The 24742-nt window shown below is 71.4% G+C and carries 23 protein-coding genes and 2 pseudogenes; 9 read left to right on the forward strand and 16 right to left on the reverse strand.

Features of this window, described 5'->3' with window-relative positions; genetic code table 11:
• Nucleotides 1-288 precede the first annotated feature (288 nt).
• Nucleotides 289-1449 carry an SPFH domain-containing protein gene (locus ACZ52J_RS26650; protein WP_465622313.1) on the forward strand — a complete coding sequence of 387 codons (1161 nt, stop codon included), beginning with the start codon at nucleotides 289-291 and terminating at the stop codon, nucleotides 1447-1449.
• The gene (locus tag ACZ52J_RS26655) at nucleotides 1446-2477 is read left to right on the forward strand and encodes a C40 family peptidase (RefSeq protein WP_360496502.1); all 1032 of its coding nucleotides are present in this window, start codon (nucleotides 1446-1448) and stop codon (nucleotides 2475-2477) included. Before ACZ52J_RS26650 ends, ACZ52J_RS26655 begins: the two co-directional genes overlap by 4 nt.
• Nucleotides 2478-2549: 72 nt before the next feature.
• Here ACZ52J_RS26655 and ACZ52J_RS26660 read toward each other — a convergent pair whose 3' ends face one another.
• Nucleotides 2550-3506, reverse strand: coding sequence for an aldo/keto reductase (locus ACZ52J_RS26660; RefSeq protein ID WP_465622314.1), 957 nt, complete (start codon nucleotides 3504-3506; stop codon nucleotides 2550-2552).
• A gap of 154 nt (nucleotides 3507-3660) precedes the next feature.
• Between ACZ52J_RS26660 and ACZ52J_RS26665 the strand changes: the two genes are divergently transcribed.
• Nucleotides 3661-3867, forward strand: a complete 207-nt coding sequence (locus ACZ52J_RS26665; protein ID WP_360496496.1) for a hypothetical protein — start codon at nucleotides 3661-3663, stop codon at nucleotides 3865-3867.
• Between the two features lie 54 nt (nucleotides 3868-3921).
• Here the strand turns inward: ACZ52J_RS26665 and ACZ52J_RS26670 are convergent, their stop codons facing one another.
• The 8 genes and pseudogenes from ACZ52J_RS26670 to ACZ52J_RS26705 all read right to left on the reverse strand — a co-directional run bounded on the left by ACZ52J_RS26670 (nucleotide 3922) and on the right by ACZ52J_RS26705 (nucleotide 14138).
• The gene (locus ACZ52J_RS26670; protein ID WP_465622316.1) at nucleotides 3922-4914 is read right to left on the reverse strand and encodes an endo alpha-1,4 polygalactosaminidase; all 993 of its coding nucleotides are present in this window, start codon (nucleotides 4912-4914) and stop codon (nucleotides 3922-3924) included.
• A 22-nt stretch (nucleotides 4915-4936) separates the two neighbouring features.
• Complete coding sequence (locus ACZ52J_RS26675) at nucleotides 4937-5632, reverse strand: spherulation-specific family 4 protein (protein WP_360496490.1); 696 nt, start codon at nucleotides 5630-5632, stop codon at nucleotides 4937-4939.
• A complete protein-coding gene (locus tag ACZ52J_RS26680) occupies nucleotides 5629-6546 on the reverse strand; it encodes an NAD-dependent epimerase/dehydratase family protein (RefSeq protein WP_465622317.1) in 918 nt (305 codons plus the stop codon). Before ACZ52J_RS26680 ends, ACZ52J_RS26675 begins: the two co-directional genes overlap by 4 nt.
• A 125-nt stretch (nucleotides 6547-6671) precedes the next feature.
• Nucleotides 6672-7373, reverse strand: a pseudogene (locus tag ACZ52J_RS26685) (nucleotidyltransferase family protein); the annotation flags it as partial.
• Between the two features lie 73 nt (nucleotides 7374-7446).
• Complete coding sequence (locus ACZ52J_RS26690) at nucleotides 7447-8439, reverse strand: SDR family NAD(P)-dependent oxidoreductase (RefSeq protein WP_465622319.1); 993 nt, start codon at nucleotides 8437-8439, stop codon at nucleotides 7447-7449.
• Nucleotides 8440-8615: 176 nt separating this feature from the next.
• Complete coding sequence (locus ACZ52J_RS26695; RefSeq protein ID WP_360496481.1) at nucleotides 8616-10142, reverse strand: hypothetical protein; 1527 nt, start codon at nucleotides 10140-10142, stop codon at nucleotides 8616-8618.
• Nucleotides 10139-11653, reverse strand: coding sequence for a GT4 family glycosyltransferase PelF (gene pelF / locus ACZ52J_RS26700; protein ID WP_465622321.1), 1515 nt, complete (start codon nucleotides 11651-11653; stop codon nucleotides 10139-10141). The genes ACZ52J_RS26695 and pelF overlap by 4 nt, the downstream gene beginning before the upstream one ends.
• A gap of 112 nt (nucleotides 11654-11765) precedes the next feature.
• Nucleotides 11766-14138 (reverse strand): hypothetical protein, encoded by a 2373-nt coding sequence (locus ACZ52J_RS26705; RefSeq protein WP_465622322.1) that lies wholly within the window; start codon nucleotides 14136-14138, stop codon nucleotides 11766-11768.
• 416 nt (nucleotides 14139-14554) lie between these two features.
• Between ACZ52J_RS26705 and ACZ52J_RS26710 the strand changes: the two genes are divergently transcribed.
• Nucleotides 14555-15436, forward strand: a complete 882-nt coding sequence (locus ACZ52J_RS26710; protein ID WP_360496472.1) for a tyrosine-protein phosphatase — start codon at nucleotides 14555-14557, stop codon at nucleotides 15434-15436.
• Between the two features lie 73 nt (nucleotides 15437-15509).
• Here ACZ52J_RS26710 and ACZ52J_RS26715 read toward each other — a convergent pair whose 3' ends face one another.
• The 5 genes from ACZ52J_RS26715 to ACZ52J_RS26735 all read right to left on the reverse strand — a co-directional run bounded on the left by ACZ52J_RS26715 (nucleotide 15510) and on the right by ACZ52J_RS26735 (nucleotide 19807).
• Nucleotides 15510-16445 carry an RNA polymerase sigma factor SigF gene (locus tag ACZ52J_RS26715; RefSeq protein ID WP_360496469.1) on the reverse strand — a complete coding sequence of 312 codons (936 nt, stop codon included), beginning with the start codon at nucleotides 16443-16445 and terminating at the stop codon, nucleotides 15510-15512.
• Nucleotides 16446-16589: 144 nt separating this feature from the next.
• Entirely contained in the window at nucleotides 16590-17390 is an 801-nt protein-coding gene (locus ACZ52J_RS26720; RefSeq protein ID WP_465622398.1) for an RNA polymerase sigma factor SigF, read from the reverse strand.
• Nucleotides 17391-17785: 395 nt separating this feature from the next.
• The gene (locus ACZ52J_RS26725) at nucleotides 17786-18079 is read right to left on the reverse strand and encodes a Dabb family protein (RefSeq protein ID WP_465622324.1); all 294 of its coding nucleotides are present in this window, start codon (nucleotides 18077-18079) and stop codon (nucleotides 17786-17788) included.
• Between the two features lie 180 nt (nucleotides 18080-18259).
• Complete coding sequence (locus ACZ52J_RS26730; protein WP_465622326.1) at nucleotides 18260-18424, reverse strand: hypothetical protein; 165 nt, start codon at nucleotides 18422-18424, stop codon at nucleotides 18260-18262.
• A gap of 912 nt (nucleotides 18425-19336) precedes the next feature.
• Complete coding sequence (locus tag ACZ52J_RS26735) at nucleotides 19337-19807, reverse strand: hypothetical protein (RefSeq protein WP_465622327.1); 471 nt, start codon at nucleotides 19805-19807, stop codon at nucleotides 19337-19339.
• A 337-nt stretch (nucleotides 19808-20144) separates the two neighbouring features.
• Between ACZ52J_RS26735 and ACZ52J_RS26740 the strand changes: the two are divergent.
• Nucleotides 20145-20363, forward strand: a pseudogene (locus tag ACZ52J_RS26740) (site-specific integrase); the annotation flags it as partial.
• Nucleotides 20364-20643: 280 nt separating this feature from the next.
• Here ACZ52J_RS26740 and ACZ52J_RS26745 read toward each other — a convergent pair.
• A complete protein-coding gene (locus ACZ52J_RS26745; RefSeq protein WP_465622328.1) occupies nucleotides 20644-21345 on the reverse strand; it encodes a histone deacetylase in 702 nt (233 codons plus the stop codon).
• 1 nt (nucleotide 21346) lies between these two features.
• Nucleotides 21347-22111, reverse strand: a complete 765-nt coding sequence (locus ACZ52J_RS26750; RefSeq protein ID WP_465622330.1) for a GntR family transcriptional regulator — start codon at nucleotides 22109-22111, stop codon at nucleotides 21347-21349.
• Nucleotides 22112-22613: 502 nt separating this feature from the next.
• Between ACZ52J_RS26750 and ACZ52J_RS26755 the strand changes: the two genes are divergently transcribed.
• The 4 genes from ACZ52J_RS26755 to ACZ52J_RS26770 all read left to right on the forward strand — a co-directional run bounded on the left by ACZ52J_RS26755 (nucleotide 22614) and on the right by ACZ52J_RS26770 (nucleotide 24736).
• Nucleotides 22614-22892, forward strand: a complete 279-nt coding sequence (locus ACZ52J_RS26755; RefSeq protein WP_465622331.1) for a hypothetical protein — start codon at nucleotides 22614-22616, stop codon at nucleotides 22890-22892.
• A gap of 94 nt (nucleotides 22893-22986) precedes the next feature.
• On the forward strand, nucleotides 22987-24006 hold the full coding sequence (locus tag ACZ52J_RS26760; RefSeq protein ID WP_465622332.1) for a DUF2637 domain-containing protein: 1020 nt from the start codon (nucleotides 22987-22989) through the stop codon (nucleotides 24004-24006).
• The gene (locus ACZ52J_RS26765; RefSeq protein WP_465622334.1) at nucleotides 24003-24353 is read left to right on the forward strand and encodes a hypothetical protein; all 351 of its coding nucleotides are present in this window, start codon (nucleotides 24003-24005) and stop codon (nucleotides 24351-24353) included. Before ACZ52J_RS26760 ends, ACZ52J_RS26765 begins: the two co-directional genes overlap by 4 nt.
• Nucleotides 24354-24424: 71 nt before the next feature.
• Nucleotides 24425-24736 (forward strand): RRQRL motif-containing zinc-binding protein, encoded by a 312-nt coding sequence (locus ACZ52J_RS26770; RefSeq protein ID WP_465622399.1) that lies wholly within the window; start codon nucleotides 24425-24427, stop codon nucleotides 24734-24736.
• Nucleotides 24737-24742: the final 6 nt, after the last annotated feature.

The raw sequence follows: 24742 nt of genomic DNA on the forward strand, positions 1-24742 counted from the left end.
TTCATGTGCCTGCGCGTCAGGTCGGCTTTGGACGATTCGTCAGTAAATGTCGACACACCTCGGCTCAAATGTCGCATTTGATGACGTATGAACTTAGCCTGACCCTGGCACTGCCCGTCAGATCCGGGCCGCCCGTTGCGCGACACACCGACCCCAGAGGACCCGTGCATGGACGTCACCCGCGATTCTTCGCAGCGACCCGACAACCTGCCCCAAAAGCTCCCGCCGGCGCTGCCGGAACGTTCCGCCTCCGGTGCCAGTCCGCTGGCCAGAGTCACGGCAGTCACGATGGCCAAGGTCGCCAAACCGGTCGGCCCGGCCGACGGCGGCCCGGCGACCACCCCGATGGCCGTCGTCCCCGCGCCGTCGTCCGCCGACCCGGCGGACCTGCGGGATCCGCTGGAGACGGCGGCCACCCCGGAGACCGTCGAGCTGCCGGACGCCACCGCGGTCGGCTCCGCCACCGCCTCCCGGCGCCCGCCGCGCGCCGACCAGGCAGTGCGCGAGCACGGCGCCACCACGCTGCCCGGCTGGATCGCCCTGCTGGTGGTGCTGCTCGGGCTGGCCGGCATGCTGTTCCTCCTGCTGCGCACCGGCGTCGTCCCGCACTGGGACGTGCTGCCCGACCTGCGCGGCGCCGCCGCGCGGGCGAGCGGGCGGGCGGACGTGGATGCCACGTCGATCGCCGAGGTCAGCGCGGTCGGCCTGCTGGTGGTGGTCGCGCTCGCCGGGCTGCTGGCCAACGCGGGCGGCGAGACCCGGGTGCTGACCCGCTGGGGCCGCTACCGGGGCACCGTCCGCCGGACCGGTCTGGTGTGGGTCAACCCGCTGCTGCGCCGCCGTCGGATGGACGTGCGGCTGCGGCACTGGCGCAGTGAGCCGGTGAAGGCGGTCGACCGGACCGGCACGCCGATCGTGGTCCGGCTGCTGATCGTCTGGCGGGTCAAGGACACCGCGCGGGCGCTGCTGGCGATCGAGGACCACGAGGACTACCTGCGCGAGCAGATCCAGGCGGTGCTCACCCGTACCGCGTCCATGCTGCCCTGTGACAGCAACGCGGCGCCCGGGCCCGCGCTGCGCGACGGGCAGTGGTTCGCCGACGAGCTGACCAGGTCGCTGGCCGCCGAGGCCGCCCCCGCGGGCCTGGAGGTGTACTCGGTGCAGCCGCTGGCGCTGGACTACGCGCCGGAGGTCGCCGAGTCGATGCGCCGCCGCCGGCTGGCCGACCTGGACGCGGGCCTGCGGACGGTGCTGGTGGACGACGCGGTGGAGGCGGCGGCGCTCGCCGTCCGGCGCCTGGAGCGCGTCACCGCGCACGAACTGGACGAGGCCGCCCGCAGCGCGCTGATGGAACAGCTGCTGGTCGCCTTCGTCGCCCCGGCCGGAGTGGCCGCCTCGGTACCGTCCCCGGCCGCCCGTGCCGGGCGGAAGGAAGGACGACCCGCATGAGGATAGCCACCGGCGCGTACGCCGAACCCGCCGTCACGGTCGGCTCGGTCGGCCTCGACGAGGATCCCGGCCTGATCGGCTTCGAGGAGCGTCTCGGCAGCATCCCCGCGATCGCCGGCTGCGGCTGCCCGAACTGCGCCCCCCGGCCGCGCACCGCCCACGGCGCCGCGGCGGCCGGCGGCAGCCGGATACACCGCGCCGTGCGGAGCACCTGTCTGGCCACCACCGTGCTGGCGGGCGCCGGCGTGGTCGGCCTGACGGCCGGTGCCGGGTCCGCGCACGCCGCGGCCGGGAAGCAGGGCTGGGACGGGTCGAAGTACTGGTTCAAGAACAGTGCGGGCGAGTGGCGCTGGACCGGACACTACGACGTCTACGCGAGCCGCACCGGCCGGTCCACCGGCTCGAGCGGCTCCGGTGGGTCCGGTGGGTCCGGCGGGTCCACCGCCTCGGGCGCCAAGGCCGTCTCCAACGGTTCGGCCTCATCCTACGGCCTGCGCCAGGGCTGGGACGGGTCGAAGTACTGGTTCAAGAACGGCAGCGGCGAGTGGCGCTGGACCAGCCACTACGACGTCTACCTGAACCGCACCGGTCAGTCCGGCGGCGGTTCGGCCCCGGCGCCCGCCCCGCCCGTGAGCCGTCCGTCCGCGGACACCGCGCCGGCCTCCGAGAGCGAGGAGACCGCCGTCGACTACGCGCTCGCCCAGCTGGGCAAGCCGTACGTCTGGGGCGGCAACGGCCCGTCCGGCTACGACTGCTCGGGACTGGTGCAGCAGGCCTACCGGCGGGCGGGGATAAGCCTGCCGCGGGTGGCCGACGACCAGTACGCGGCGACCACGCCGATCAGCGCGGGGCAGCTGCGCCGCGGCGACCTGGTGTTCTGGTCGGACAGCGGCCGCGCCTCGGGGATCCACCACGTGGGGATATACCTGGGCGGCGGCACGTTCGTCGAGGCGCCCCGGCCGGGCAGGACCGTCCGGGTCTCGACCCTCAACTCGGGCTACTACCCGACCCACTTCGGGCGGCCGTAGCGCCGGGAGACGCCACCGGGCCCCCGACAGCATCGCGCTGTCGGGGGCCCGGTGGCGTGCGCGGGTCGGTGCTCAGGCGAGGGAGGCGGCGTCCAGCAGGGCGGTCTGCTCCGGGGTGAGCTTCAGCGTGGCGCCGGCCAGCAGCGGCGGGAGCTGCTCGACGGTGCGGGCGCTGGCGATCGGGGCGGCGACCGTCGGACGGGCGGTGAGCCAGGCCAGGGCGACGGCGGCGAGCTCGACCTCGTGCTCGGCGGCGACGGTGTCCAGCGCCTCCAGCACCTTGGGTCCGCGCGGCTCGTCGAGGTAGCGGGCGGCGCCCTCGGCGCGGGCGCTGTCCACGCCCGCGCCGCCCGGGCGGTACTTGCCGGTCAGGAAGCCGGAGGCGAGCGCGTAGTACGGGACGGTGGCCAGACCGTGCTCGGCGACCACGTCGGCCAGCGGGCCCTCGAAGGTGTCGCGCGAGACCAGGTTGTAGTGCGGCTGGACGGCGACGTACTTCGCCAGTCCCTCGCGCTCGGCGAAGGCCAGCGCCTCGGACAGCCGCTCGGCGCCGATGTTGGAGGCGGCGACCGCGCGGACCTTGCCCTCGCGGACCAGCTCGTCCAGGGCGGTGACGAACTCCTCGACCGGGGTGTCGTCGTCCCGGTGGGTGTAGTACAGGTCGATCCGCTCGACGCCCAGGCGGCGCAGCGACGCCTCGGCCGAGGCCTTGATGTTGGCGGCGCCGAGGCCGCGCGCGTCGGGGTGCATGCCGACCTTGGTGGCGATCACCACGCCGTCGCGGTTGCCGCGGCTGCGCAGCCAGTTGCCGAGGACGGTCTCGGACTCGCCGCCGGTGTTGCCCGGGGCCCAGGCCGAGTAGACGTCGGCGGTGTCGACGAAGTTGCCGCCGGCGGCCGCGTAGGCGTCCAGGACCGCGAAGGACTGCTGCTCGTCGGCCGTCCAGCCGAAGACGTTCCCGCCGAGGGAGAGCGGGAAGACGGACAGGTCGGAGGTGCCGAGGCTCACCCGGCTGTGGTTTCCGGTCATGATCGCAGTCAACCCGATTCCGCGGTGGGGCATTCCGTGCGCCGGGTGGTGTTCACGAGCCTGTCGTACCACCGTCGCACGCCGGGGTGGTGCGCCGGCCGGGAAGGGGGTCCGGGCTGTGCCTGAGGTGGGCCGATTCGTTAGAGTCCCTGCCATGGCTGACAACGACTACGACCCCGCCGGCAGCACCCAGATGTTCCGGGCGTTCGTCGACGAGACCCCGGCACGCCAGGAGCCGGGCAACGTTTCCACCTACGGCCGCAGCACCAGCGGCGGCGGCAACCGTACCGGCGTGATCGCGCTGGTCGCCGTCGTCGTGCTGGCCGTGCTGGGCACCGTCATCTGGCTGGCGGTCAAGTGACCCTCGCGCGGGTGACCCTCGTCCGGGTCACCCGCGCGACGGGAGTGGAACACCTCAGCAGGGCTTGCGCCAGGCGTTCAGCTCGAGCTTCTTCTGCATCGAACTGAAGCCCAGCGACTTGGCCTTGGCGCAGAACTGGTCCGTGTCGAGCTTGTACTCGACATGGAAGACCGCCTTGCCCGCCTTGACGAAGGGTGCGACGCGGTCGCACTCGTCGAACTGCGAGCACTCCTCGTTGACCGCGAAGTCGAAGTCCGGCAGCAGCGCGGGGATCTGGTCCAGGTCGTTCTTCAGGCCGATGGCCAGGCCGCGTTCGTGCGCGAGCCGGGCCAGCATCCGGTTGTACTTGAGCTGGTCGTCGGGCGTCAGCGGGAAGCCGCTGTTCTGGTTGTAGGCCTCGATGGTGTCCGGCTCGATGGCGTCGAAGCCCTTGCTCTTGCACATGTCGAAGCGGGCGGCCATCAGCGGCTTCAGCTGGTCGAGCTTGCGGATGTCGAACCACTTCTCGCCCTTCCAGCCGGTGTCCGAGCCCTGGAGGGCCTTGGCGAAGGCGGTGGCGTCCGGGCGGAAGTTCTCCCAGGAGCCGGCGTTGAGGTAGCAGATCACCTTGCGGCCCTTGGCGTGCAGCGCGGCCACCACCGAGGCGTCGTTCTCGAAGCCGTCGATGTCGTAGACCGGGACGTCCACCGACTGGTCCACGGTGCCGCCGCCGAGCTGCCACTGCCAGGCCAGGCCCGGGGTGGGCTGCCAGCGGGCGCCGGTCGGCGGCGGGGCGGTGGTGCCGGGCGGGGTGGTGCCCGGGGGAGTGCTGCCGCTCGGCGTGCCCGGGGTCGCGCTCGTGGCGGGGTCGCTGGGCGTGCCGTCGGGGGTGCCCGGGTCGGTGGTGCCGGGGGTGCCCGGGGCGGTGGCCGCGGGCGGGGTGCTCGGGGAGCCGTCGGCCGAGTCGCCGTCGTCCTCCGAGCCGGAGCTGCTGCACGAGGTGGCCAGCAGGGCGGTGGCGGTGGCGAGGGCCAGGGCGGCCGGCAGGAGCCGGGTGCGGCGGTTCACGGTAGTCGAACTCCGGATCGGGTCAGGTCAGTTCAGCAGCGGTCAGACCGTACGGCAGAGTGCGCCAGGGGTTCTCCCCGGCGCCGGGGACGGCGCAGCCGACACCGGCCCGACGGGCGGCGATCAGGGCGGTGGCGTCCTGGGCGTGCTCGGACGGGACGTCGTAGACCAGGTGGCAGAAGCGGGAGGCCGCGTGCCGGCCGGTCCACAGCGGTTGCGTCATCGCGCGGTAGGTGTCCCAGTCCCCCTCGAAGGTGACCAGCAGGTCGGCCAGGCCGACCTCGGCGTAGCCCGGGTCGGGGTGCTCGCCGTGGCCGAAGATCACGGTGCCGCAGCCGGCCGCGCGGGCCGCCGTGGCCAGCCGCCGGTAGTGCGCCAACGCGCCCGGGTGGGTGGTCACCTGGTCGAGGTAGACGCCGGTGATGCCATGTCGCTGGCGGTACGTCAGGATGTCCGCGACCACGGCCGCGTGGGACCTGTGGCCGTAGTCGGTGTCGGTGTACCCGACCAACGGCAGTCCCGCCGCGCGGAGTTCTTCGGCAGCCTCGGCGAAGACGTTGTCCGGGACCTCGCCCGGGCCGTCGGCGAGGTTGAGCACGACGGCGGCGATCCGGTCGGGGTCGGCGGCGGCGACCGCCTGCCAGGCCGCCGGGTCCACCGCGGGGTGGACGTACAGCGGCACCAGCAGGCGGCCGTCGGGGTGGTGCCCGGTGGTCATGCGACCACCGGGGTCGGCGTGGGCTCGGCGGTGCTGAGCCACAGGTCGCGCAGGGTGTCGGCGAGGTCCGTCTCCGGGTGCCAGCCGAGCTCCCGGGCGGCGGCCGAGACGTCGGCCTGCTGCCAGGAGACCGCGGCCGAACGCTCGGAGCCGGCCCCGCTCTCGTCGATCCGGCCGGTGAAACCGGCCGCGGCGACCAGGCCGTCGGCGATCGCCCGGACCTGCTTGGCCTGCCCGGAGGCGAGGTTGAGCACCCGGGGGAGCGGACGGTCGGCCGCGACCGCCAGGCCGACCGCCTCGGCGACGTCCCGGGCGTCGACGAAGTCGCGGTAGGCGGAGAGGTCGCCGACCGTGACCACGCCGTCGGTGCCCTCGGGCGCCACCCGGCGCAGCTCGGCGGCCAGCCGGCCGGGCAGCGAGCCCGCCGGTGCGCCGGGGCCGACCGGGTTGAACACCCGCAGCACGACGGCGTCCAGCGGCGAGCCGGCCACCGCGAGGGAGCCGGCCAGCTTGGTCGCGCCGTACACGCCGACCGGGCGGGCGTCGGCGTCCTCGGGCAGCGAGCTGCCCTGTGCGCAGACGCCGTACTCGCCGGCCGAACCGATGTGCACCAGGCGGGCCTTCGGGACGCCGAGCTGCAGCGCCTCGCAGAGCACCGCCGGGCCGCGGGCGTTCACCTCGGCGAGCTTGACCGCGCTGCCGGCCACCGCGCCGGCGAAGTTGACCACCGCGTCGGGGGCCAGCGCGGCCAGTTCCTCGCCGAGCGGGCCGGCCTGGGCGGTGGCCAGGTCCAGCCGAAGGTCGTGAGTGGACCGCCGGCCCGCGGTCAGCACGGTGGCACCGGGCAGCGACCGCAGGACGGTGGTGGCGTGACGGCCCAGGAAGCCGTCGCCGCCGAGGAGCAGGATTCTCACGCGGCCCGTCCGTCGCTCTCGGCGCCCGCGGCGGCGGGCTCGTCGGACGTGTCGTCCGGGGCGGTGCGGGCGGCCGGGAGCGGCAGCTCCGCCACGCCCGGCACGACGCCGACCGACTCGAAGGGCATCAGGACCGGGCGGATGGTCGAGAACTCGGCGTTGGCCCGATCGTAGTCGTCCGGGCGGCCGATGTCGAGCCAGTAGCCGCCGAAGTCGTACGCGGCCGGCGGGGTCTTGGCGGCCAGCAGGTCCAGCACCAGCTCGTCGAAGCCCAGCGGCAGGCCGGGGGTGTACTTGGCGAGCGCCGAGCGCGAGACGCCGTACACGCCCATCGAGACGCGGTAGTCGATGCTGGGCTTCTCCTGGAAGCCGGTGATGGTGCCGGAGTCGGTGGTCAGCACGCCGAAGTCGATCTTGACCTGGCGGGCGTAGGTGGCGATGGTCAGCGGGGCACCGGACGTCTCGTGGTGCTTGAGCACCCCGGCGAAGTCCAGGTCGGTGAGGATGTCGCCGTTCATCACCAGGAAGTGCTCGGGCAGGCGGTCCTGCATGGTGAGCAGCGGGCCCATGGTGCCGAGCGGGCTGTCCTCGACGGCGTAGCCGACCCGCAGGCCCCACTGGGAGCCGTTGCCGACGTAGGCGCGGATGATGTGGCCGAGGTGGCCGATGGCCAGGGTGACGGTCTTGAAGCCCGCGGCGGCGAGCTGGCGCATCACGATCTCCAGGATCGCGTGCTGGTCGCCGATCGGAACGAGCGGCTTGGGAAGCGCGGTGGTGTACGGGCGGAGGCGGACGCCCTTGCCGCCGGCCAGGATCACTGCGTGCATGGTTTTTCCCCCACGGAAAGGATGTGCAGGCCACGAACCTTGGTTACCAGGACGAACATGATCGTGAAGGCGGTCAGACGTTGTAGATGTCGGTCTTGTAGCGAGCCAGGTTGGCCGGGTCGCGGAAGAACTCGATGGTCTGCTCCAGGCCCTGCTCCAGGCTGAACTGCGGGGCCCAGCCGGTGGCCTTGCGCAGCCGGGTCGCGTCCGCGACCAGGCGCATGACCTCGGAGTTGGTCGGACGGATGCGCTGCTCGTCCTCCTTCACCACCAGGTCGACGCCCATCAGCTTGCCGACCAGGGTGACCAGGTCGCCGACCGAGATCTCGCCGCCGGTGCCGGCGTTGAAGGTGCGGCCGACCACCGTCTCGGCGGGCGCGGTGCCCACCGTGCGGAAGGCGTTGGCGGTGTCCTTGACGAACGTGAAGTCGCGGGTCGGGCGCAGGTCGCCCAGGGTGATCTCGGTCTGGCCGGCCGCGACCTGCGCGATCACGGTCGGGATGACGGCGCGCATCGACTGGCGCGGGCCGAAGGTGTTGAACGGGCGCAGGGTGACGACCGGGGTCTCGAAGCTGGCGTGGTAGCTGTCCGCCAGCCGGTCCCCGCCGGCCTTGGAGGCGGCGTACGGGGACTGGGTGTTGATCGGGTGGTCCTCGGTGATCGGCACGGTCTGCGCGGTGCCGTAGGTCTCGCTCGTGGAGGTGTGCACCAGGCGCGGGATCTCCAGGTGGCGCACCGCCTCCAGCACGTTCAGGGTGCCGGTGACGTTGGTGTCCACGTACGAGTGGGGAGCGCGGTAGGAGTACGGGATCGCGATCAGGGCGGCCAGGTGGTAGACCGCCTCGGTGCCCTTGACCAGGCCGTTGACCGAGCCCGGGTCCCGGACGTCGCCGAGGATGATCTCGACCGAGTCCAGCACCTCCTCGGACAGGGTCTCCAGCCACCCGAAGGAGGAGAAGGAGTTGTACTGGACCATCGCGCGGACGTGGTGCCCGTCGGCGACCAGGGTCTCGACGAGGTGGGAGCCGATGAAGCCCTCGGCTCCGGTAACCGCGACGCTGCTCATGCGGGGTTCGCTTTCTCGATCTGCCGGGGCGGCCGGACGCTCTGTGGTGGTCGGCCGCCGGTGGCCCGGTGGGTGTCTCAGGTGAAGCGGGTACAGCGGTGCACGCGAAGGAGGCGTGCGGGATATTCGATGTGGATCAGAACTGGTTCGGATGTGGTGCGGGTGGTGCGGGTGGATCAGCGGTGCTGGGTGGTGCGGCCGAGCGCGGGCCCGGCGATGGCGGTGAGGAGGACGGCGGCCGCCCCGCAGCCGGTCAGCTGCAGGACGATCGGATCCACACCGGTCAGCAACCCGGCGCTCTCGGCACCCGCGGCGGCCAGACAGATGAGGGCGGTGCTCCAGCTGAACCCGAAGGCGTTCAGCAGCAGCGCCAGCCAGAGCGAGCCGCCGAGGAGCAGCATCGCGCCGAGCTGCGGCACGCCGAGCGCGGGAGCGCCGGGCCACAGCACGGTCGCGGCGGCGTCCAGCGCGGCCACGGTGGTGAGGTAGATGAACAGGCAGCCGAGCAGGATCCCGCCGGTGCGGCGGGTGAACTGGCCGCTCGTGTGGCTGATGCGCAACGCGGCCACCGCCATCGCCCGGTAGCGGAAGAGCAGCCACTCGGCGAGACCGAGACTGAGCGTCAGCGCGATCATGGCCGGGCCGGTCGGGGTGGTCGACGTCGCCTGCGTGGCGTGGCCGCCGGTCTGCACGGCCTGGTGGATGGTCGTGCCCAGGCCGGCGATCAACGTGAGCGCGCCGCAGGCCAGGCCGAACAGCAGGTGCGGGACCTCCTGGCGGAGCGGCAGCTTCAGCGACACGGACTCGCGTTCACCGCCGCGGACACAGACCAGCAGCTCCCGGACGGCCAGCCCGGTGGCCAGCACCACCGAGGCGAGCAGCACGACCGTACGGACCACCTGCGGGACGTCCGCCGCCAGCACCACGCCCGCGCCGACCGAAGCCGGCGCCAGCGCCAGCAGCAGGAACTTCTCCCGGCCGAGCACCAGCAGCACGGTGGCCGCGCCCAGGTAGCAGGACTGCCCGGCGGCGAAGCACAGCGCCCCGAGCGGCCCGCCCACCACGTACGCGGCGGCGGCCGCGATCAGCGCGCCGAGCGGTGCGCCGACGGTCAGGCAGACCGCGGCCTCCCGACGGCGCAGCCGGCCCAGCCAGCGGTACGCGCGGTGCGCCAGGGCCTGGTTGAAGCCCCAGCTGACCAGCGTGGCGATCGACAGCGCGAGCATGCCCGAGGGCAGGCCGAAACGCATCCGGGCGGTCGCGAACAGGTTGGCGCCGAGCAGGTAGCCGAGGCCGGGCAGGGCGAACACCAGGCCGCGCACGACGCAGCGCCAGGGGTCGGCCCGCCAGGGATTGGCGAACTCGGAGCTCTGGCCGGGGTAGCGGCGCGGGACCTTCTCGAACAGCTCCTCGGCGACGGTGAACGCGTCGGGGCGGCCGTACAGCAGGGCCGCCTGCTCGTCCGAGAGGCCGTCGGACTCCAGGATGGCCGCGATCTCGTACGGGTGGACGGCGTCGGCGCAGATGTCCCGCAGACGCTCGGCGAGTTCGTCCAGCGGGTCCGCGGAGAGGCCGAGCTGCTCCTCGGGCCCGGGCTCGGGCTCGGTCGGGGCGGGACGGCGGAGCTTGAGCGGCAGCGTGCGCAGCTGCATCGTCCGCTCGGAACCGCCCTCGTCCGGAACAAGACGCAAAGGACCGCTCATGCGCCCACCTCGCTCGGCTCGGGCCGGGCGGTGGCCAGCTGCTCGTCCCAGTCGGGGCTGGGGGCCTGGTCGGTGACGGCCACCATGCCGCCGGGCATCCAGCGGGCGGTGCCCAGGAGCTCGGTGTAGATGCTGCGGAAGCCGTCGATGTTCTGGCGCAGCGTGAACTGTTCGATCACCCGCAGTCGGGCTCCTTCGCCGAGCCGGGCGCGCCGTTCGGCGTCGCGCAGCAGCTCGATCGCGGCGGCCGCCATCGGCTCGGGCTCGCGCGGCGGGACGACCAGGCCGGTGTCGCCGACGGCCTCGCGGACGCCGCCGACGTCGGTGGAGACGGTCGCGCGGCCGCAGGACATCGCTTCGATCAGGGTGAACGGGAAGCCCTCGCTGATGCTGGAGAGCATGACCACGTTGCCCGCCGCGTAGGCGTCGGTGATGTCGGCGACGCGGCCTTCGAAGGCCACCGAGTCGGCTATGCCGAGTTCGGCGGCCAGGGTTATGCAGCCGTCCCGGTAGGCCTCGCCGCCCTTGGGCGTGCCCCCGAAGAGCCGCAGCCGCGCCTCGGGGATCTCGCGGTGGACGATGGCGAAGGCCCGGATCAGCGTCTCCAGGTCCTTGATCGGGTCGACCCGGCCGGCCCAGCTGAGGGTCGGGGTCTCGGGTTCGGGGCCGGCGGGCGGGAAGGCCGCCGGGTCCACCCCGTTGTAGACGGTGCGGATGTGCGCGGACGGCGTGCCGCCGCGCTCCTCCCAGCGCCGGTTGTACCGGTTGCCGGGGGTGACCAGCGCGGCCACCCGGTAGCTCTCCTCGGCGAGCATCCGGTAGAAGCCGAGCAGCAGCGCCTTGACCGGCCAGCGGTACGGGCCGGTGCGGTAGCCGAGGTAGCGCTCGCGCAGGTAGATGCCGTGCTCGGTGAGCAGAAACGGTACGCCGTACTGCTGGGCGGCGATCAGCCCGGGCAGGGTGGCGAGGCCGCCGCTGGCCGCGTGCGCGACGCCGTCCTTCGGCGGCTCGACCGAGAGCGGCCGCAGGGCGTGCTCCAGCAGGTCGGTCGCGTTCAGGGCGTCGTGCAGGGTGGGCCGGGAGACGGCGGTGGGCAGGTAGTCCCGGGTCCACACGTGCTGGAGGGTACGGAGCGCACGCTCGCTGCGCAGCGCCGGGCTGAGCAGCCCGCGCCGGGCGAGGTCGGCGAAGCCGTACAGCTCGGTGCCGAAGTGCGTGGTGTAGACCGGATCGAGGATGGAGTGCAGGAAGCGCTCGTACGCGTTGAGGAAGCGCCGCATCTCCTTGCCGCGGGGCGGCCTGGCCTCGGAGGCCGGGCCCCACAGTGGAGCGGTCGTGACCGACTTGACGTTGGCGGGCAATTCCCAGGCCAGTGCTTCGTGGCCGGTCCCGGTGACGGCGATGACGTCGAAGTCGACGTCCGGCATGCCCTGAACGAGCTGGTCGCACCAGACACTCACGCCGCCGTGCTGGTGCGGATACGTCCCCTCGGTGAGCAGGGTGACGCGCATCTCCTGTCCCCCCTCCTGTTCTTGCGTCGGTTCCGGCCTGGGTGGCCGGAACGGGCGCCGTGGCGGGGTCGGGCCGGTTGTCCGGTCCGACCCCGTCAGCGGCTGGTACGGGTTACCGGTTGCCGGAGCGTCCGGTGGTGCTGATCGGCGTGGCCGTCCCCCCAGAGGCCTTGCCGTTCTTCGCCGCGGTCTTGTCGCCGCGGCCGTTCTGGCCCTTGTCGCCGTGACCGTTGTTATCAGCGGTCACGCCCTTGCCGGGCACCGGGGCCCCGCTGCCCGGCACCAGGGACGGGGCCGGCTTGCGGGTGGTGTCGCTCGGGCCCACCGGGACCGGGGTGGCGACGCCCTGCGGGACGACCGTCTTGTCCGCCGGCGCCGGGGCCGGGACGGACTTGGCGGCGACGCTCGGCGCGACGGGCGCCGGGGCGGCCGGGGCGGACGGCAGCTGCAGGGTGATGTTGCTCTGCAGGGCGCCCGGGGACACCCAGCCGGAGAGCGTACCGGCATAGGACGAACCGAAGGCGGTCGATCCGATGGCCAGCTTCTGAGCGGTTCCGGTCGGCATGGTGGCCTGGACCTGAACGCCGGCCGGCGCGTTGACCGTGACGGTGTTGCCGACCCGGTAGGCGGTGATCTGGCCGGCGGCGAGGGCCGTGTTCCAGGCCGCGCGCTTCTGGAACTCCTGGCCGATCTCGCGCTCGCCGAGGTTCACGATCGGGGTGTTGGCGGCGTACAGCGACCGGTAGGTCCCGAGGATCTTCTCCAGCACCGGGTAGAGGATCTTGTCCTCGGACAGGTTCGACTGGTGGATGAAATGCGGCCGCGGGTCGTTGTTCAGCACGTGGCCGAGGTCGATCCGGGCCTCCAGCGGCACGATGTACGACTGGTAGCCGGTGTTGACGTCCAGCGGCGCCGACAGGCAGGTCGAGTTGGCGTTGTTCTCGCAGACGCCGCTGCCGCCGTTGGCCTTGCTGGTGTAGATCCAGTTGTACTCGTCGGCCTCCTCCTTCGCCGTGCCGGCGTTGTAGAAGACGTTCATCGGGTACCGCGGCACGGTCAGCGTGGAGGAGCCGACGGCCCGCTGGGCGGGCTCGCGCGAGGCGTCGCTGCCGGTGAACTTGATGCCGTTCGCGGCCAGCGCCGGAGCCAGGTACGGGTTGTCGCTGGTCTCCTGCGGGGCGGTCAGCAGGCCGGAGTGCTCGCCGGTGACCAAGGCCTGCGGGTCGGGCTTCAGACCGTTCGCCGTGGCCCAGTCGAAGTTGTTCTTGATCTGGGTGGAGATGGTGTTCTGGTCGACCCAGACCGTGCCGCCCGAGGCGTTCTTGGTGCAGACCCACGGCACCACCGAGACGTCCTGGACGCAGCCCAGGTACGGGTGGGTGTACGTGTGGTTGACCCAGCGGTAGCTGTTCTGGTCGGCGATCATCTGGTTCGCCGTCGGGTCCACGGTGGTCGCGTGGTCGGCCTTCCAGTCCTCGCTGCCGCCACCGTTGAACACCATGTCGAGGGTGAAGTTGTTGGCGGTCTGCCACTGCTTGAGGTACTGCGCGTCGGCCTGGGTCATCCGGATCGGGTTGGCGGTGTCCGGGGTGCCGGGCGGGCAGGTGACGTCGCCGGGGGTGCACTTCAGCACGGTGTCCCAGCGGTCGTCGGCCAGGAAGACGTCGTCCACGTGGGCCGCGAAGTAGTTGCGGTCGTAGCCGAGGTGGACGCCCTGGGTGATCCAGTCGACCATGCCGCGGGCCAGCAGGCGGTACTGCTGCTGGTACTGGTTGTAGACGAAGGTGACGACCAGCTCCTTGCGGCCGTCGTGGGTGTACTCGCCGACCAGGGACCCGCGCGAGGTGGTGCTGGGGATCGGGGCGTCGACCAGCGGGACGAAGGAGGCACCGGCCGGGAGGTTGGCGAGCGGGGCCGCCAGGTAGCCGTAGCTCTCACTGACGCTCGGGTCGTTGTCCTCGAACGGGACACTGCCCTTGAGGTACCCGAACGGTCCCGAAGTTCCGGCCGAGGTGGTGGCGCCCTGGAATCCGTCGAGAGTACCGACGAAACCGGGATTCTGAGCGTAGTTCAGCCCCACCGCCGGACTGGCCCACGTGTACGCGTCGATCTGGCGGATGTTGAAAGCGGCTTCGTAGCTCGCGATGGCCGTCATCTCGGCGGCACTGTTGGGGAAGGGGTTTTCGTTGGGCAGCACGATGCCCTGGAACTTCCCCCGGGGCTGACCGTTCACCGTGTCACTCAGGAAAGCGGAGTTGATGACGGGACGGTTGGGGTCATTGAGGCTGATGACCTTGTACGGCGTGCCCTGGCTCTTCAGCTCTGCGGTGATGGCCGCGACCGAGGGGCCGCCGTCGTCGACGACCAGGATGGTGAGGTCGATCCTGGGCGGCGTGGTGTCGCCAAAGGCCAGGGTGGTCTGCAGGCCGCTGGCCAGCAGAACTGCCGCCGCGCACGCGGCGACTCTTCGGGTCGCTCGACCCATGGTTGATCCTCCCCTTGGGCCAGGCGTCGCGCTGCTCGGCGCTCGCCTGCCCGTGTAGCTGTTCGCGGGCAGCAGGCTGCCCGGGGCCCATCCTGGTCGAGGGTCGGCCGTGCGAGGGACCAAAAGGGCGAGAGTGCAGCGAACCTGTTACCAACGTTCATGGCGATGCCATGAAGGCGCTGATTGTGACCGGAACTGTACCGGTGGCGCAAATAATGAATTGAAAATGAAAAACCGGAAGCTGAGCGCTACACGTGGTTACCGACGGTGCGGCTCGTCGGTGCGGGCGCGACACCTACACTGTCGTCGTTGCGCATGACACTCTTGCACATCTTGCCGATCCAATGGGCAGGTTCATGCAATATCGGGCACCGCTGTGCCATGTGACAGTCCGAATATGCAATGGGGGCGCCCGTATGGCCGATCAGCAGACCGAGTCCGGGAGAATCGGGGGCGCACGGATATCGGCGTCGGAACCGGCCGGAACCGAGCTGGTCGGCCGCAGTCTCGGGCTGCGCGGCGCGGTCAACGCGCGTGATCTGGGCGGGTACCGGACCGCCGACGGGCGGACGCTGCGGTGCGGGGTGGCCCTGCGCAGCGATGGCCTGAACCACGTCACCGCCGAAGACCTGGGCCCGCTCGGCGCGTTGGGCCTGCGCCGGGTGGTGGACCTGCGCAGCATGGACGAGATCCGCGACGCCGGCCAGGATCGCCTCCCCGGCGGCGTCATGTTGCATCAACTGCCGTTGCTGGCAAAGGACTTCGACATCTATCTGATGATCAGGGGAGCCCTGGCCGACCCCAGCCCGCAGCGGCAGCGCGCGCTGCTCGGCGAGGGCCGGGCGAGCGCGACGATGGCCGGCCTCTACCGCTGGTTCGTCACGAACCCGGTGGCACGCGAGCGCTTCGCCGCCCTGCTGCGCCTCCTGGCCGCCCCGGACGGGCCGCCGCTGCTGTTCCACTGCTCGGCCGGCAAGGACCGTACGGGATGGGCGGCAGCGCTCCTGCTGACCGCCCTCGGGGTGGACCGCGAGACCGTCGTCGCCGACTACCTGCTCACCAACGAGCGCTCCGCCGCGGTCGTCGACCGGGTGCTGGACGACTTCGCCGCCCGCGGCCTGATGCGCGAACCCGAACTCCTCCTGCCGGTCTTCCGGGCCGACCGCGCCTACCTGGACGCGGCCTTCGCGGAGGTCGAGGCCGGCTGGGGCGGCTTCGACCCGTTCTGGCGGGAGGGGCTCGGGCTGGACGACGACGTGCTGGCCGGACTGCGCGTCAACCTGCTGGACGGCAGCTGAAGTCGAGCAGCTGAAGTCGAGGGCGCGGCTCGGCCCTCGCTCGAAGTCGGGGGACGGGCTCAGCTCCCGCTGATCAGCCCTCGCTGATCAGACCCTCGCGGAGCTGGGTGAGCGTCCGGGTGAGCAGCCGGGAGACGTGCATCTGCGAGATGCCGATCTCCTCGCCGATCTGCGACTGGGTGAGGTTGCCGAAGAACCGCAGCATGATGATCCGCCGCTCGCGCGGCGGCAGCTTGGCCAGCAGCGGCTTCAGCGACTCCCGGTACTCCACGCCCTCCAGCGCGAGGTCCTCGTAGCCCAGCCGGTCGGCCAGCGGCCCGTCGCCGTCGTCCTCGCCGGAGCCGGAGTCGAGCGAGCTGGCGGTGTACGCGTTGCCGACCGCGAGGCCCTCGACCACGTCCTCCTCGCTGACGCCCAGGCAGACGGCCAGCTCGGCGACGGTGGGGGAGCGGTCCAGTCGCTGGGACAGCTCGTCGCCGGCCTTGGTGAGCGCCAGCCGCAGCTCCTGGAGCCGCCGCGGCACCCGGACCGACCAGCTGGTGTCCCGGAAGAAGCGCTTGATCTCGCCGACCACGGTGGGCATCGCGAAGGTGGGGAACTCCACCCCGCGCTCCGGGTCGAAGCGGTCGATCGCCTTGATCAGGCCGATGGTGCCGACCTGGACGATGTCCTCCATCGGCTCGTTGCGGCTGCGGAAACGCGCGGAGGCGTACCGGACCAGCGGCAGGTTGAGCTCGATCAGGGTGTCGCGGACGTAGGTGTGCTCCTCGCTGCCGGGCTCCAGTGCGGCCAGCCGCAGGAACAGCGAGCGGGAGAGCGTCCGGGTGTCCAGCCCTGCGCCGGGCGGTGCCTCGGGTGCCGGGTCGGCGCCGAGCGGCGTCTTTGGTGCGGCGTCGGGGCCGGGCGGCTCGACGGACTCGACCCGCTGCCGCGGGACCAGGGCCTCGGCGACGGCAGTGCCGTTGGCCTGACCAGCGTGGATCTCCGCAGTGCCCAGCTCTCCGGACATGCACCCACCCCCTCGTGACTGTCACTTGAACGGGGGCCCTCGCGCGGAGGTTCCCGGCGGGGCCCTCCCCCCTCCATACCGGAACACGGTGCACGGCAAACCCGAACGTCGCAAGATGTCACACGGGGGTAACGCGCTGCAATCTCATTCTTCCCAGGAGTTGCCGGTCCGAAGCCGGGTGAGGATCCGCGAGAGCAGCCGCGAGACGTGCATCTGGGACATCCCCAGCTCGGTGCTGATCTGGGACTGGGTGAGGTTGGCGAAGAACCGCAGCATCACGATCCGGCGCTCCCGCTCGGGGAGTTGGACCAGCAGGTGGCGGACCATGTCGCGGTGCTCGACCTCGGCCAGCGCGGAGTCCTCGTAGCCGAGCCGGTCGAGCAGGGCGAGCCCGCCCTCGTGCTCCTGGGCGGCCTCGAGGGAAGCCGCGTTGTAGGCCCGCCCGGCGTCCAGGCAGGCCCGGACGTCCTCCTCGGGGATCCGCAGGCTGGCGGCGATCTCCGGCACCTTGGGCGCCCGCCCGTGCAGCACCGTCAGTTCCTCCATCGCGCCGCTGACCTGGACCCACAGCTCCTGGAGCCGGCGCGGGACGTGCATGGTGCGGACGTTGTCCCGGAAGTAGCGCTTGATCTCGCCCAGGATGGTGGGCAGCGCGTAGGTGGGGAACTGGACGCCGCGCTCGGGGTCGAAGCGGTCGATCGCGTTGATCAGGCCGATGGTGCCGACCTGGACGACGTCCTCCATCGGCTCGCTGCGGCTGCGGAAGCGGGTGGCCGCGTAGCGCACCAGCGGGATGTTCACCTCGATCAGCGCGGCCCGGACCCGCTCCCGCTCGGGGGCGTCCGGGGGCAGCTCGGTGAGCCGCTCGAACAGCACCCGGGTCAGCGTCCGGACGTCCACGGCGGGCCGGCCGCCGGGGCCGCCGCGCAGGCCGTCCGGGCGCAGCTCGCCGGCCGGGCTGATGATCGCAGCCAGAACCTCGTCCACGGACACGTCACCCCTCCCATAGTCGACAACGGCGGCGGGCCCTGCGGATCGGGTGTCGCGGCTGGTTCACCACCTCGCCATGTCCGGCAAAACCGGTCATAGCATCACAAGGTGGGCACAGGTCGGGCAAGCACCCGGTGGAGGTGTGTTGGTCGGGTGTTCAACCTTTACCGGGTCCAGCGGTGAAGCGCCGCAAGGGTCGTTCCGGGACAGAGCACGGCGCCCCGTCCGGAGGTCGGACGGGGCGCTGCGGGCCGTCCGAGGGAAGGACGGGGACGGACTCCGGGCGGGAGCGGGCCGGGATCGGTTCGCGATCGGGCCGGGACCGGGCCGGGATCGGGTCGGACGGGGGCTCAGACCTCGATGTCGGCGATCACCCAGGTCGCGAACTCGCGCCACTGGCCCGCCGCGGCCTGGTGGGCCGGGTGGGTCAGGTAGGCCTGCAGGGCGGTGCGGTCCTCGACCAGGCTGTTGATCGCATAGTCGTACGCGATGTCCCGCTCGGTGGTGTTCCAGCCGCAATCCCACTCGCGCAGCTCGGGGATGACCGCGCCGAGTTCGGAGAACGCCTTGGCGCCGGCGAACGCGCGCTCGTCGTCCTTGCTGACGCCTTCGTTGAGCTTGAACAGAACCAGGTGCCGGATCACGATTGCCGCTCCTCGCGGACGGGGGGTGAGGGTCCCGCCCACCGTAGCCGGTGTGCCGAGGTCGGTGGACGGCCGTCCGCCACCCGGGCGCGGGCCACCTGCCCGGGCCGGTCCACTCGAGCGGCGGTCCGCTCGGTCGGCCCGATCTACCTGGTCAGCCTGGTCACCCGGTCACCCGGTCTACCTGATCAGCCCGGTCATGAAGGTGCCGACCGCCTTGGCCGCGTTCGAGATGCCCTCGAACCCCAGCTGGACGAGTTCGGCGGACCGGGCCGGCGACGTGATGATCGAGTAGAGCACGAAGACGAGCAGGAGGACCATGCCGATCTTCTTCGCCTGCGCCATCGGGTGACCTTCCTCCCAGCTGTGGGCCGCCGTCGTTCGGTCCCCGAGCGGCCTGCAGGGGGCAGCTTATCCACCCGGACGGGCTATCAAGTGTGTGACGCGTTCGGCCGGCGGGACGAAGGTCCCCGCGAGTGGGGCCTTTCTCCGGGTGCCCGGCCGCGACCCGGGCGGCAGGATGGATGACGTACCGAGGATCTGGCAGGAATCCCCGGTACGTGGATCCGGAGCTCCCCGCTGTGGGACCGGCCGCCGCGGCTTCCCCCCGACGCGGTGCCGGTTGTGGGACTCCGTCGGGGGAGCGGTCAGTCCCCCCGAGCCGCTCCCCCTCCAGGCTCCGTACGAGCCGGGTGTCGGTGGTCGTCGGCCCGGTGTGCGGAGCCATTTCCATGTCAGAGGGCGGACACGTCCGAGGGTGCGTCCGTCCGAGGGCGCGCGGAAACGCCGAGGGCCCGTCCGGATCGGACGGGCCCTCGGGCTTTCTGGCGGTAGCGGTGGGATTCGAACCCACGGTGGAGTTGCCCGCACACATGCTTTCGAGTTCTGAGGTGGCGATCAAGGGCCTTGGTCGCCGCCCTGGTGAAGGCCGTCCCACCTCGTTCCCGCCGGTTTCCTGAACTGTGGCGAACTCTGGCGACCGGGGATGAACGAGACGAGAACTGAGACGAGAATCGTGGCCCGACCAGCGCCCCCACTACGAGTCATTCCGAAGTGATCGTGATCAGCTTGTCGATGGGCAAGGGGCCATTCGGGGGTGTGCTGCTGATCAGTGGACATGCAGGCCTCCCGCGCCAAGGCGGGCTTCGCATCCCCTGAGAAGCCGGCGAAGTAGATGACGCTCGCCGCGCAATGGAGGCCGGAGCTGGTGCTGCGTGTCCCGGGTCGCTTACGACAGCTGCCGAATCGCTCCGGGGTTCAACTCAGCTGGTCGCGCACGAGATCAAGGAATGCCTGTCGGCTCGGACGGATGTGCGCCCAGACCTTCTCGTCCTGCGGATCTTCCGGATCTTCGGGACCCTTCCTGATCACCTCCTGCACTGCCCACGCGAGGTTGCGTGCCGCTTCGCCGACCTCGGATGCGCACAGTACATGGATCGTCTTCTGCATCACCCACACCCTGTCAAGGACCTGCCGTGCCCGGGCCTGCCACTGCTCGTCAGCCAGGTTGTGGTGATACCGATCCACCGCGACTCGTTCAGCTTCCTGCACCGCAGACAGAAATTCGATGAGGTGAGTAAGCCGCTCGTTGCGGCGCGCCTCGGCACGTTCACGAGCACTGCGGCGCGCCTCGCCGCGTTCCAAGGCGCGTCCTGCCGAGCGCTGGGCCAGCATCGACATGAGCCCGCCGAGCAGGACGCCGATGAGCGGCGCAAGCGTTGTCCACACAACGTCCGACTATGACATCGATGGCGTGAACACGGTACGGGGTTCGGGCAATCTCGGGCGGGGGCCGGGACGCGGCCAGGTCGTCGCCGCCTTCGACAACGGCGGGCAGCAGACGGCGGAAGATCTGAGATCTTCGCGCTGCCCCTGGTCGCTCTTGGCCACAGCGCGGACCGGGAGATCCAGCACGGGCGGCCATGGCTGCGACGTCCGGTCTCGGTGGCGCGCTGGCCTACGGCGTCGCTGTCTGGCCTCCCACTTGCGGCCCGAGAAGAATGCGCCATGCGCCTACGGGTTCCCCCTGCTGAGCGCGTTCAGGTGCTCAAGGTACGTCTGCGTAGCCGCGACGGTCCTCCTGCTGCTCGGCGTGAGCGAGCGCGCGGTGATGGCCACCATGGGCTGGTCGTCCACCGCCATGGCCGCGAGGTACCAGCACATGGTGGATCCGATCCGCCGGGACATCGCCAAGCGGGTCGGCGGGCTGCTCTGGCAGTCGGCGGAGGCCCGCGCCGAGGCTGAGCCGGACGCCTCCGAGCAGGGCCCCGAAATGGGCAAGTGAGACGGAAACTGAGACGACGAACGAACGAAGCCCCGTCCGGATCCCGGGCGGGGCTTTCGTTTTTACTGCTCAGTGGCGGTAGCGGTGGGATTCGAACCCACGGTGGAGTTGCCCCCACACACGCTTTCGAGGTCTGTGCGGCCGTGTACGGCGGGGTTCGCCGGGGTTCCGACCCTTGGTGGGAGGGGTGTCGTAGGGGTGCGGTGAACCCCTGCGAACGGGGGTGAATGAGACCAGAACTGAGACCAGGGACCCTGTCGCTACCTGGGCGTTTTCCCGACTACGACTCCGGGCCGCCGATGCTCGCGGGCTGGGCGCTCAGCGCCGCCACGATCGCTTTCGTGGTCCACGTCCCGGCCGCACCCGGGCGGGCGCTCAGGTACTCGGCCGAGTTCTCCACGGACCAGCCGTGTGCCTCGCTCAGCCCGGATGCGAAGTTCCGGAGGTAGGCGGCCGACGGGCGGGTCACCACGGCGTCCACGCGCCGCCACGGGGCGGTGAACGTCAACACCGGGTAGCCGTCGATCTGCCCCGGGCAGACCAGCGTCTCGTAGCGGCCGGGCCCGAGCCGGACCTCTCCCGACGCCAGAACCGGCGCGAGGTCGACGTTCCGCCCGGGCACGTCGTGCATCTCCTGCGCCGCGATGTCGGAGAACTGTTCAGGAGTGATCAGGTAGGCCCGCGCCGGCATCTCGCCGTCATCCGTCTGGTCGTAGAAGCCCATGCCTCCGGTCCAGACCTTCGACTCCAGGGAGAAGTAGAGCTGCCCCGGCAGCAGCACGGGGAGCGCCGCGCGCGGCGGTCGGCGGTCGCGACACCCCGGGTACACCCGGGCGCCGCCCGGAGGACGGCCACCCGCGATGTAGTGCATCAGCCGGTCGAGGTGCATGTTCGAGCCGTAGGCCGCGTACCAGACAAGCTCTGGACTCGACTCGTGGTCGGTCAGGGGTTCTGGGCGTCGCGCGGTACTCAGAGCAGTCATGTCAGTCCGTAGAGACGTCGTAGCGAATGACGTGCCTGTCGCCGGGGAGGGTGGTGATCATCACCCGGAGCGGCTTTCCGTCCTTGTCGTAGCCGGTGCGGCGGTGGACCGCGACTGGCGTGGCTGCCGGAAGAACGAGCCGCTCGCTCTCGTCCCGGGTGGGCATCCGGATGGTGATCTCATCGCTGTACCGCACCTGGATCAGGCCGGCGCTGGCGAGCACGCCGCCCGGGGCCGACACGTCCTCGGGGAGCATCAGCGGCGTGTTCCGGACCAGCTCTTCTGGGAAGTAGGAGTCGGCGAGGGCGTACGGCTCGTGGTCGACGTAGCGAATTCGCTCGCGGACGACGGTCAGCGCGGTCGCGGGGTCGAGCTGGAGTTGGCGCGCTACCTCCTCCGGAGGCCGCCTGATCGATACCCGGATCTCCTGGCGCGGTTCCTGGCCGTTGGCGGCTATCTGGCTGGCCCACTGGTCGCCGGCAGTGTGGTTCGCCTCGTGGACCGACCGAGACTCCATCGTGGTCCAGTTCCACACGGCCGGCGTGTAGCTCTCCCTCACGAAGGTGCCGCGCCCCTGGGCGGACACCAGGAGTCCTTCGTCGGTCAGCCGGCCGAGTGCGAGTCGCACCGTGTTCCGGCTGACGTCGTACGTCGCGGTCAGTTCCTCCTCCGACGGAAGCCTCTGGCCGGGTGCCAACCGCCCCTGCTCTATCTGAAGCCGCAGGTCATCGGCGATGGCGTGGTAGCGCGGGGTCTGCTTGGCCATGTCTGATCTTCCTGACTTGGAGGACTTGTTCCAACAAGGTACCTCGAAGCGCTTGACGACGCGAGCACCCATGCCCCAAGCTCATGCCATCAGCTTGTTGGAACAAGTCAGCCAACAAGACCAGGTGAGATTGCATGCCTGGTGGGTCCTTCTTTGGGCTGCTCTGAGCTGCACAAACGCGCCTATCAATGGACGGCTACCGCCGTACCCAGGGCGAAGCGGCCTTACGGGGCCATGGTTCCCGGCGCCTTTTCAGTCCGGAGGGCAGTGATCGAAAGATCCGCGTCTGCCTAAAGCGGGAGCACGCTCCCGAAAGACGCAACAGCTCAACAACGAGTGTCTTTGGTCCCCGATCCGTGCCGCCTGTGGCGGGTCGGGGGTCATGGCTGCTCGTGACATGACGAGTGGTCTGGGCCCGCATGCGTCGGGGCCGCCGCGCCTTCCTTGGCCGGAGCGCGGCAGCCCCTGGGGCCCACACCCCATCGAGAGAAGAGGTAGACCCGTGAGGTCGATTGTTGCAGGCCAGCGCGCCGTGGGCTCCGAGGAGTTCGCGGAGCTGGCGTTGGGCGTGGACGAGGAGCTGTTCGCCGGCATCGCCGGTGAGTCGGCGCTGGAGTGCCAGGCCCGGATGGACGCCGCCGAGGACATCCTGGCGGATCTGCGCCGGGAGGACCCGGAGCTGGCCGCCTACGCCGAGCGTCTGCTGAAGACGGCGCCGGTGCCGCTGCGGCGCCGGCCGGGCGTCCGCCGGGGCCCGGTCGCCGGGCAGGTGGCGGCGTGAGGGCGGGGACCGCGCTCATGGCGCTCACGGTCGCTCACCACTCGCTCACGACGCGCTCTCTGCTCGCTGGGTGGTGGTCGCGGTGAAGGCGCCGATGAGCCAGGAACAGATCCGTTCGGCGGAGCGGGCGCTGGCCGTGGGCACCTGGACGATCACGCTCGGCGCGGTCCTCTACAGCGTGCTCACGGTGACACCGCTGATGTCCGGACACACCCCCAAGGGGTGGCAGTGGACGGCGCCGATCCTGCCGCTGGTCGTGGATGCGGCGGTGGTGATCGTGATCCGCATGGACAGCACGCTTGCCCGCCTCGGCGGCAACGGTGGCCGCTGGCCGGTCGTGCTGCGCTGGATGACCGGCCTGATGACCGTGCTGCTCAACGTGGGTCTGTCCGCTCTGAACCGGGATGCGGTCGGGGTCGCGGTCCACGCGGTGGCGCCGCTGCTGCTGATCGTCACAGCGGAAACCTCGCTCGCCTACCGGCGGGCGATCGCTGCCGCGCTGGCCACCCGTGAGGCCCGTGAGCGCGATGAGCGGGCCGAGCGCGAACGCCGCGCCGACGAGCGCCGCCGACAGGAACGCGAGGACCGGATGGCCGAGTACGACCGGGCCGACCGCGCCGAGCGTGAGCGCCGTGAGCACGAGGAGCGGATGGTCCTCGGGCAGCGTGAGCACGAGGAGCGCATGGTCCGCGAGGAGCGCCAGGAGCGGGCCCGCCGCGAGGACGCCAAGCGCGAGGAACAGCAGCGCCGGCAGGACGCCGAGCAGGCCGAGCGTGAGCGTCGTGAGCGCGAGGCGAGCGAGCGTGAGCGTCGTGAGCGCGAGCGTGAGCGGGACGCCGAGCGCGAGATCGAGCGGCTGCGGCAGGACCTCCTGTCCGCCCCGGCCGTGGACGAGCGCCTGCCCGAGGACCGGGCCCGGCTGAAGATCCAGACCTGCGTAGTGGCCGGCGTCCCGCAGCGCCGGGCGGTAGAGCTGACCGGCTGGTCGGCCGGATGGGTCGCCGCCCGCTACCGGGAGTTCGGCACGGCCGGCACGGAGCGTCCCGCCCTGCACGCCGTCCCGGCCGGCACCGAAGAGACCACCACACCGCACACCGAGGAGAAGGCATCGTGACCACCCTCGACAGCACGACCACCAGCGGCGAGCAGATCGGCGCCGCCGGCGCCCTGATGGCCATCCTCACCGCCCACGCCGACCTGCCCGCCCCGAGGTTCGACCTGCGAGAGACCCACGTGCCCGACACCGGCACGACGTGGGGCCTGCGCGCCACCCTCCACGACGACCTCGACGCGTTCGAGCAGTGGCGCGCCGCCCTCGACCTGGACCCCGCCGCCGTCGACCACAAGCACAACTACGGCAGCGCCCTGGCCTGGCTCATCGTCACCGGCACCGTCTACGGCGCCCCGGTCGAGCTGGTCGGCTTCTACAACCTGCCCGAACCCGCCACCACCTGGGCCTGACCGTGTCCCGGCCCCGGTTCTGGGATCCGCAGGGCCGCCGGTTCGGGGGCATCCCCACCTACCCGTGGAAGATGGCCCCGCCCGGCCTGCTCACCCGTCGACAGCTCCGCGCCAAGGGCCTGCGCCCCGGCGGACAGGACATCGCCGCACAGCTCATGTGGCGCTCCCGCCGCTCCACCAACGGTGTGCGCGTCGCCTACCTCTACCGCCTCACCCACGCCAAGCCCGTCCGCCCCATGACCGAGGGCAGGCGCCGGGCCCTGGCCGCCGCGAACACCGCCCGCCGCACCTGCCCCGCCTGCGGCCAGGACGCCGGATACGTCCTGCCCGCACACCTGGGCACCTGCCTGCGCTGCGCCGACGCCATGCCCCTCGCGGCATGACACCAA

The sequence above is a fragment of the Kitasatospora sp. NPDC034035 genome, assembly GCF_055575755.1.

Coding starts and splice junctions, on each gene's coding strand:
- ACZ52J_RS26650 (WP_465622313.1), top strand. CDS start 289: ATGGCCAAGGTCGCCAAACCGGTCGGCCCGGCCGACGGCGGCCCGGCG.
- ACZ52J_RS26655 (WP_360496502.1), top strand. CDS start 1,446: ATGAGGATAGCCACCGGCGCGTACGCCGAACCCGCCGTCACGGTCGGC.
- ACZ52J_RS26660 (WP_465622314.1), bottom strand. CDS start 3,506: ATGACCGGAAACCACAGCCGGGTGAGCCTCGGCACCTCCGACCTGTCC.
- ACZ52J_RS26665 (WP_360496496.1), top strand. CDS start 3,661: ATGGCTGACAACGACTACGACCCCGCCGGCAGCACCCAGATGTTCCGG.
- ACZ52J_RS26675 (WP_360496490.1), bottom strand. CDS start 5,632: ATGACCACCGGGCACCACCCCGACGGCCGCCTGCTGGTGCCGCTGTAC.
- ACZ52J_RS26690 (WP_465622319.1), bottom strand. CDS start 8,439: ATGAGCAGCGTCGCGGTTACCGGAGCCGAGGGCTTCATCGGCTCCCAC.
- ACZ52J_RS26695 (WP_360496481.1), bottom strand. CDS start 10,142: ATGAGCGGTCCTTTGCGTCTTGTTCCGGACGAGGGCGGTTCCGAGCGG.
- pelF (WP_465622321.1), bottom strand. CDS start 11,653: ATGCGCGTCACCCTGCTCACCGAGGGGACGTATCCGCACCAGCACGGC.
- ACZ52J_RS26705 (WP_465622322.1), bottom strand. CDS start 14,138: ATGGGTCGAGCGACCCGAAGAGTCGCCGCGTGCGCGGCGGCAGTTCTG.
- ACZ52J_RS26710 (WP_360496472.1), top strand. CDS start 14,555: ATGGCCGATCAGCAGACCGAGTCCGGGAGAATCGGGGGCGCACGGATA.
- ACZ52J_RS26715 (WP_360496469.1), bottom strand. CDS start 16,445: ATGTCCGGAGAGCTGGGCACTGCGGAGATCCACGCTGGTCAGGCCAAC.
- ACZ52J_RS26730 (WP_465622326.1), bottom strand. CDS start 18,424: ATGGCGCAGGCGAAGAAGATCGGCATGGTCCTCCTGCTCGTCTTCGTG.
- ACZ52J_RS26745 (WP_465622328.1), bottom strand. CDS start 21,345: ATGACTGCTCTGAGTACCGCGCGACGCCCAGAACCCCTGACCGACCAC.
- ACZ52J_RS26750 (WP_465622330.1), bottom strand. CDS start 22,111: ATGGCCAAGCAGACCCCGCGCTACCACGCCATCGCCGATGACCTGCGG.
- ACZ52J_RS26760 (WP_465622332.1), top strand. CDS start 22,987: ATGAGCCAGGAACAGATCCGTTCGGCGGAGCGGGCGCTGGCCGTGGGC.
- ACZ52J_RS26770 (WP_465622399.1), top strand. CDS start 24,425: ATGGCCCCGCCCGGCCTGCTCACCCGTCGACAGCTCCGCGCCAAGGGC.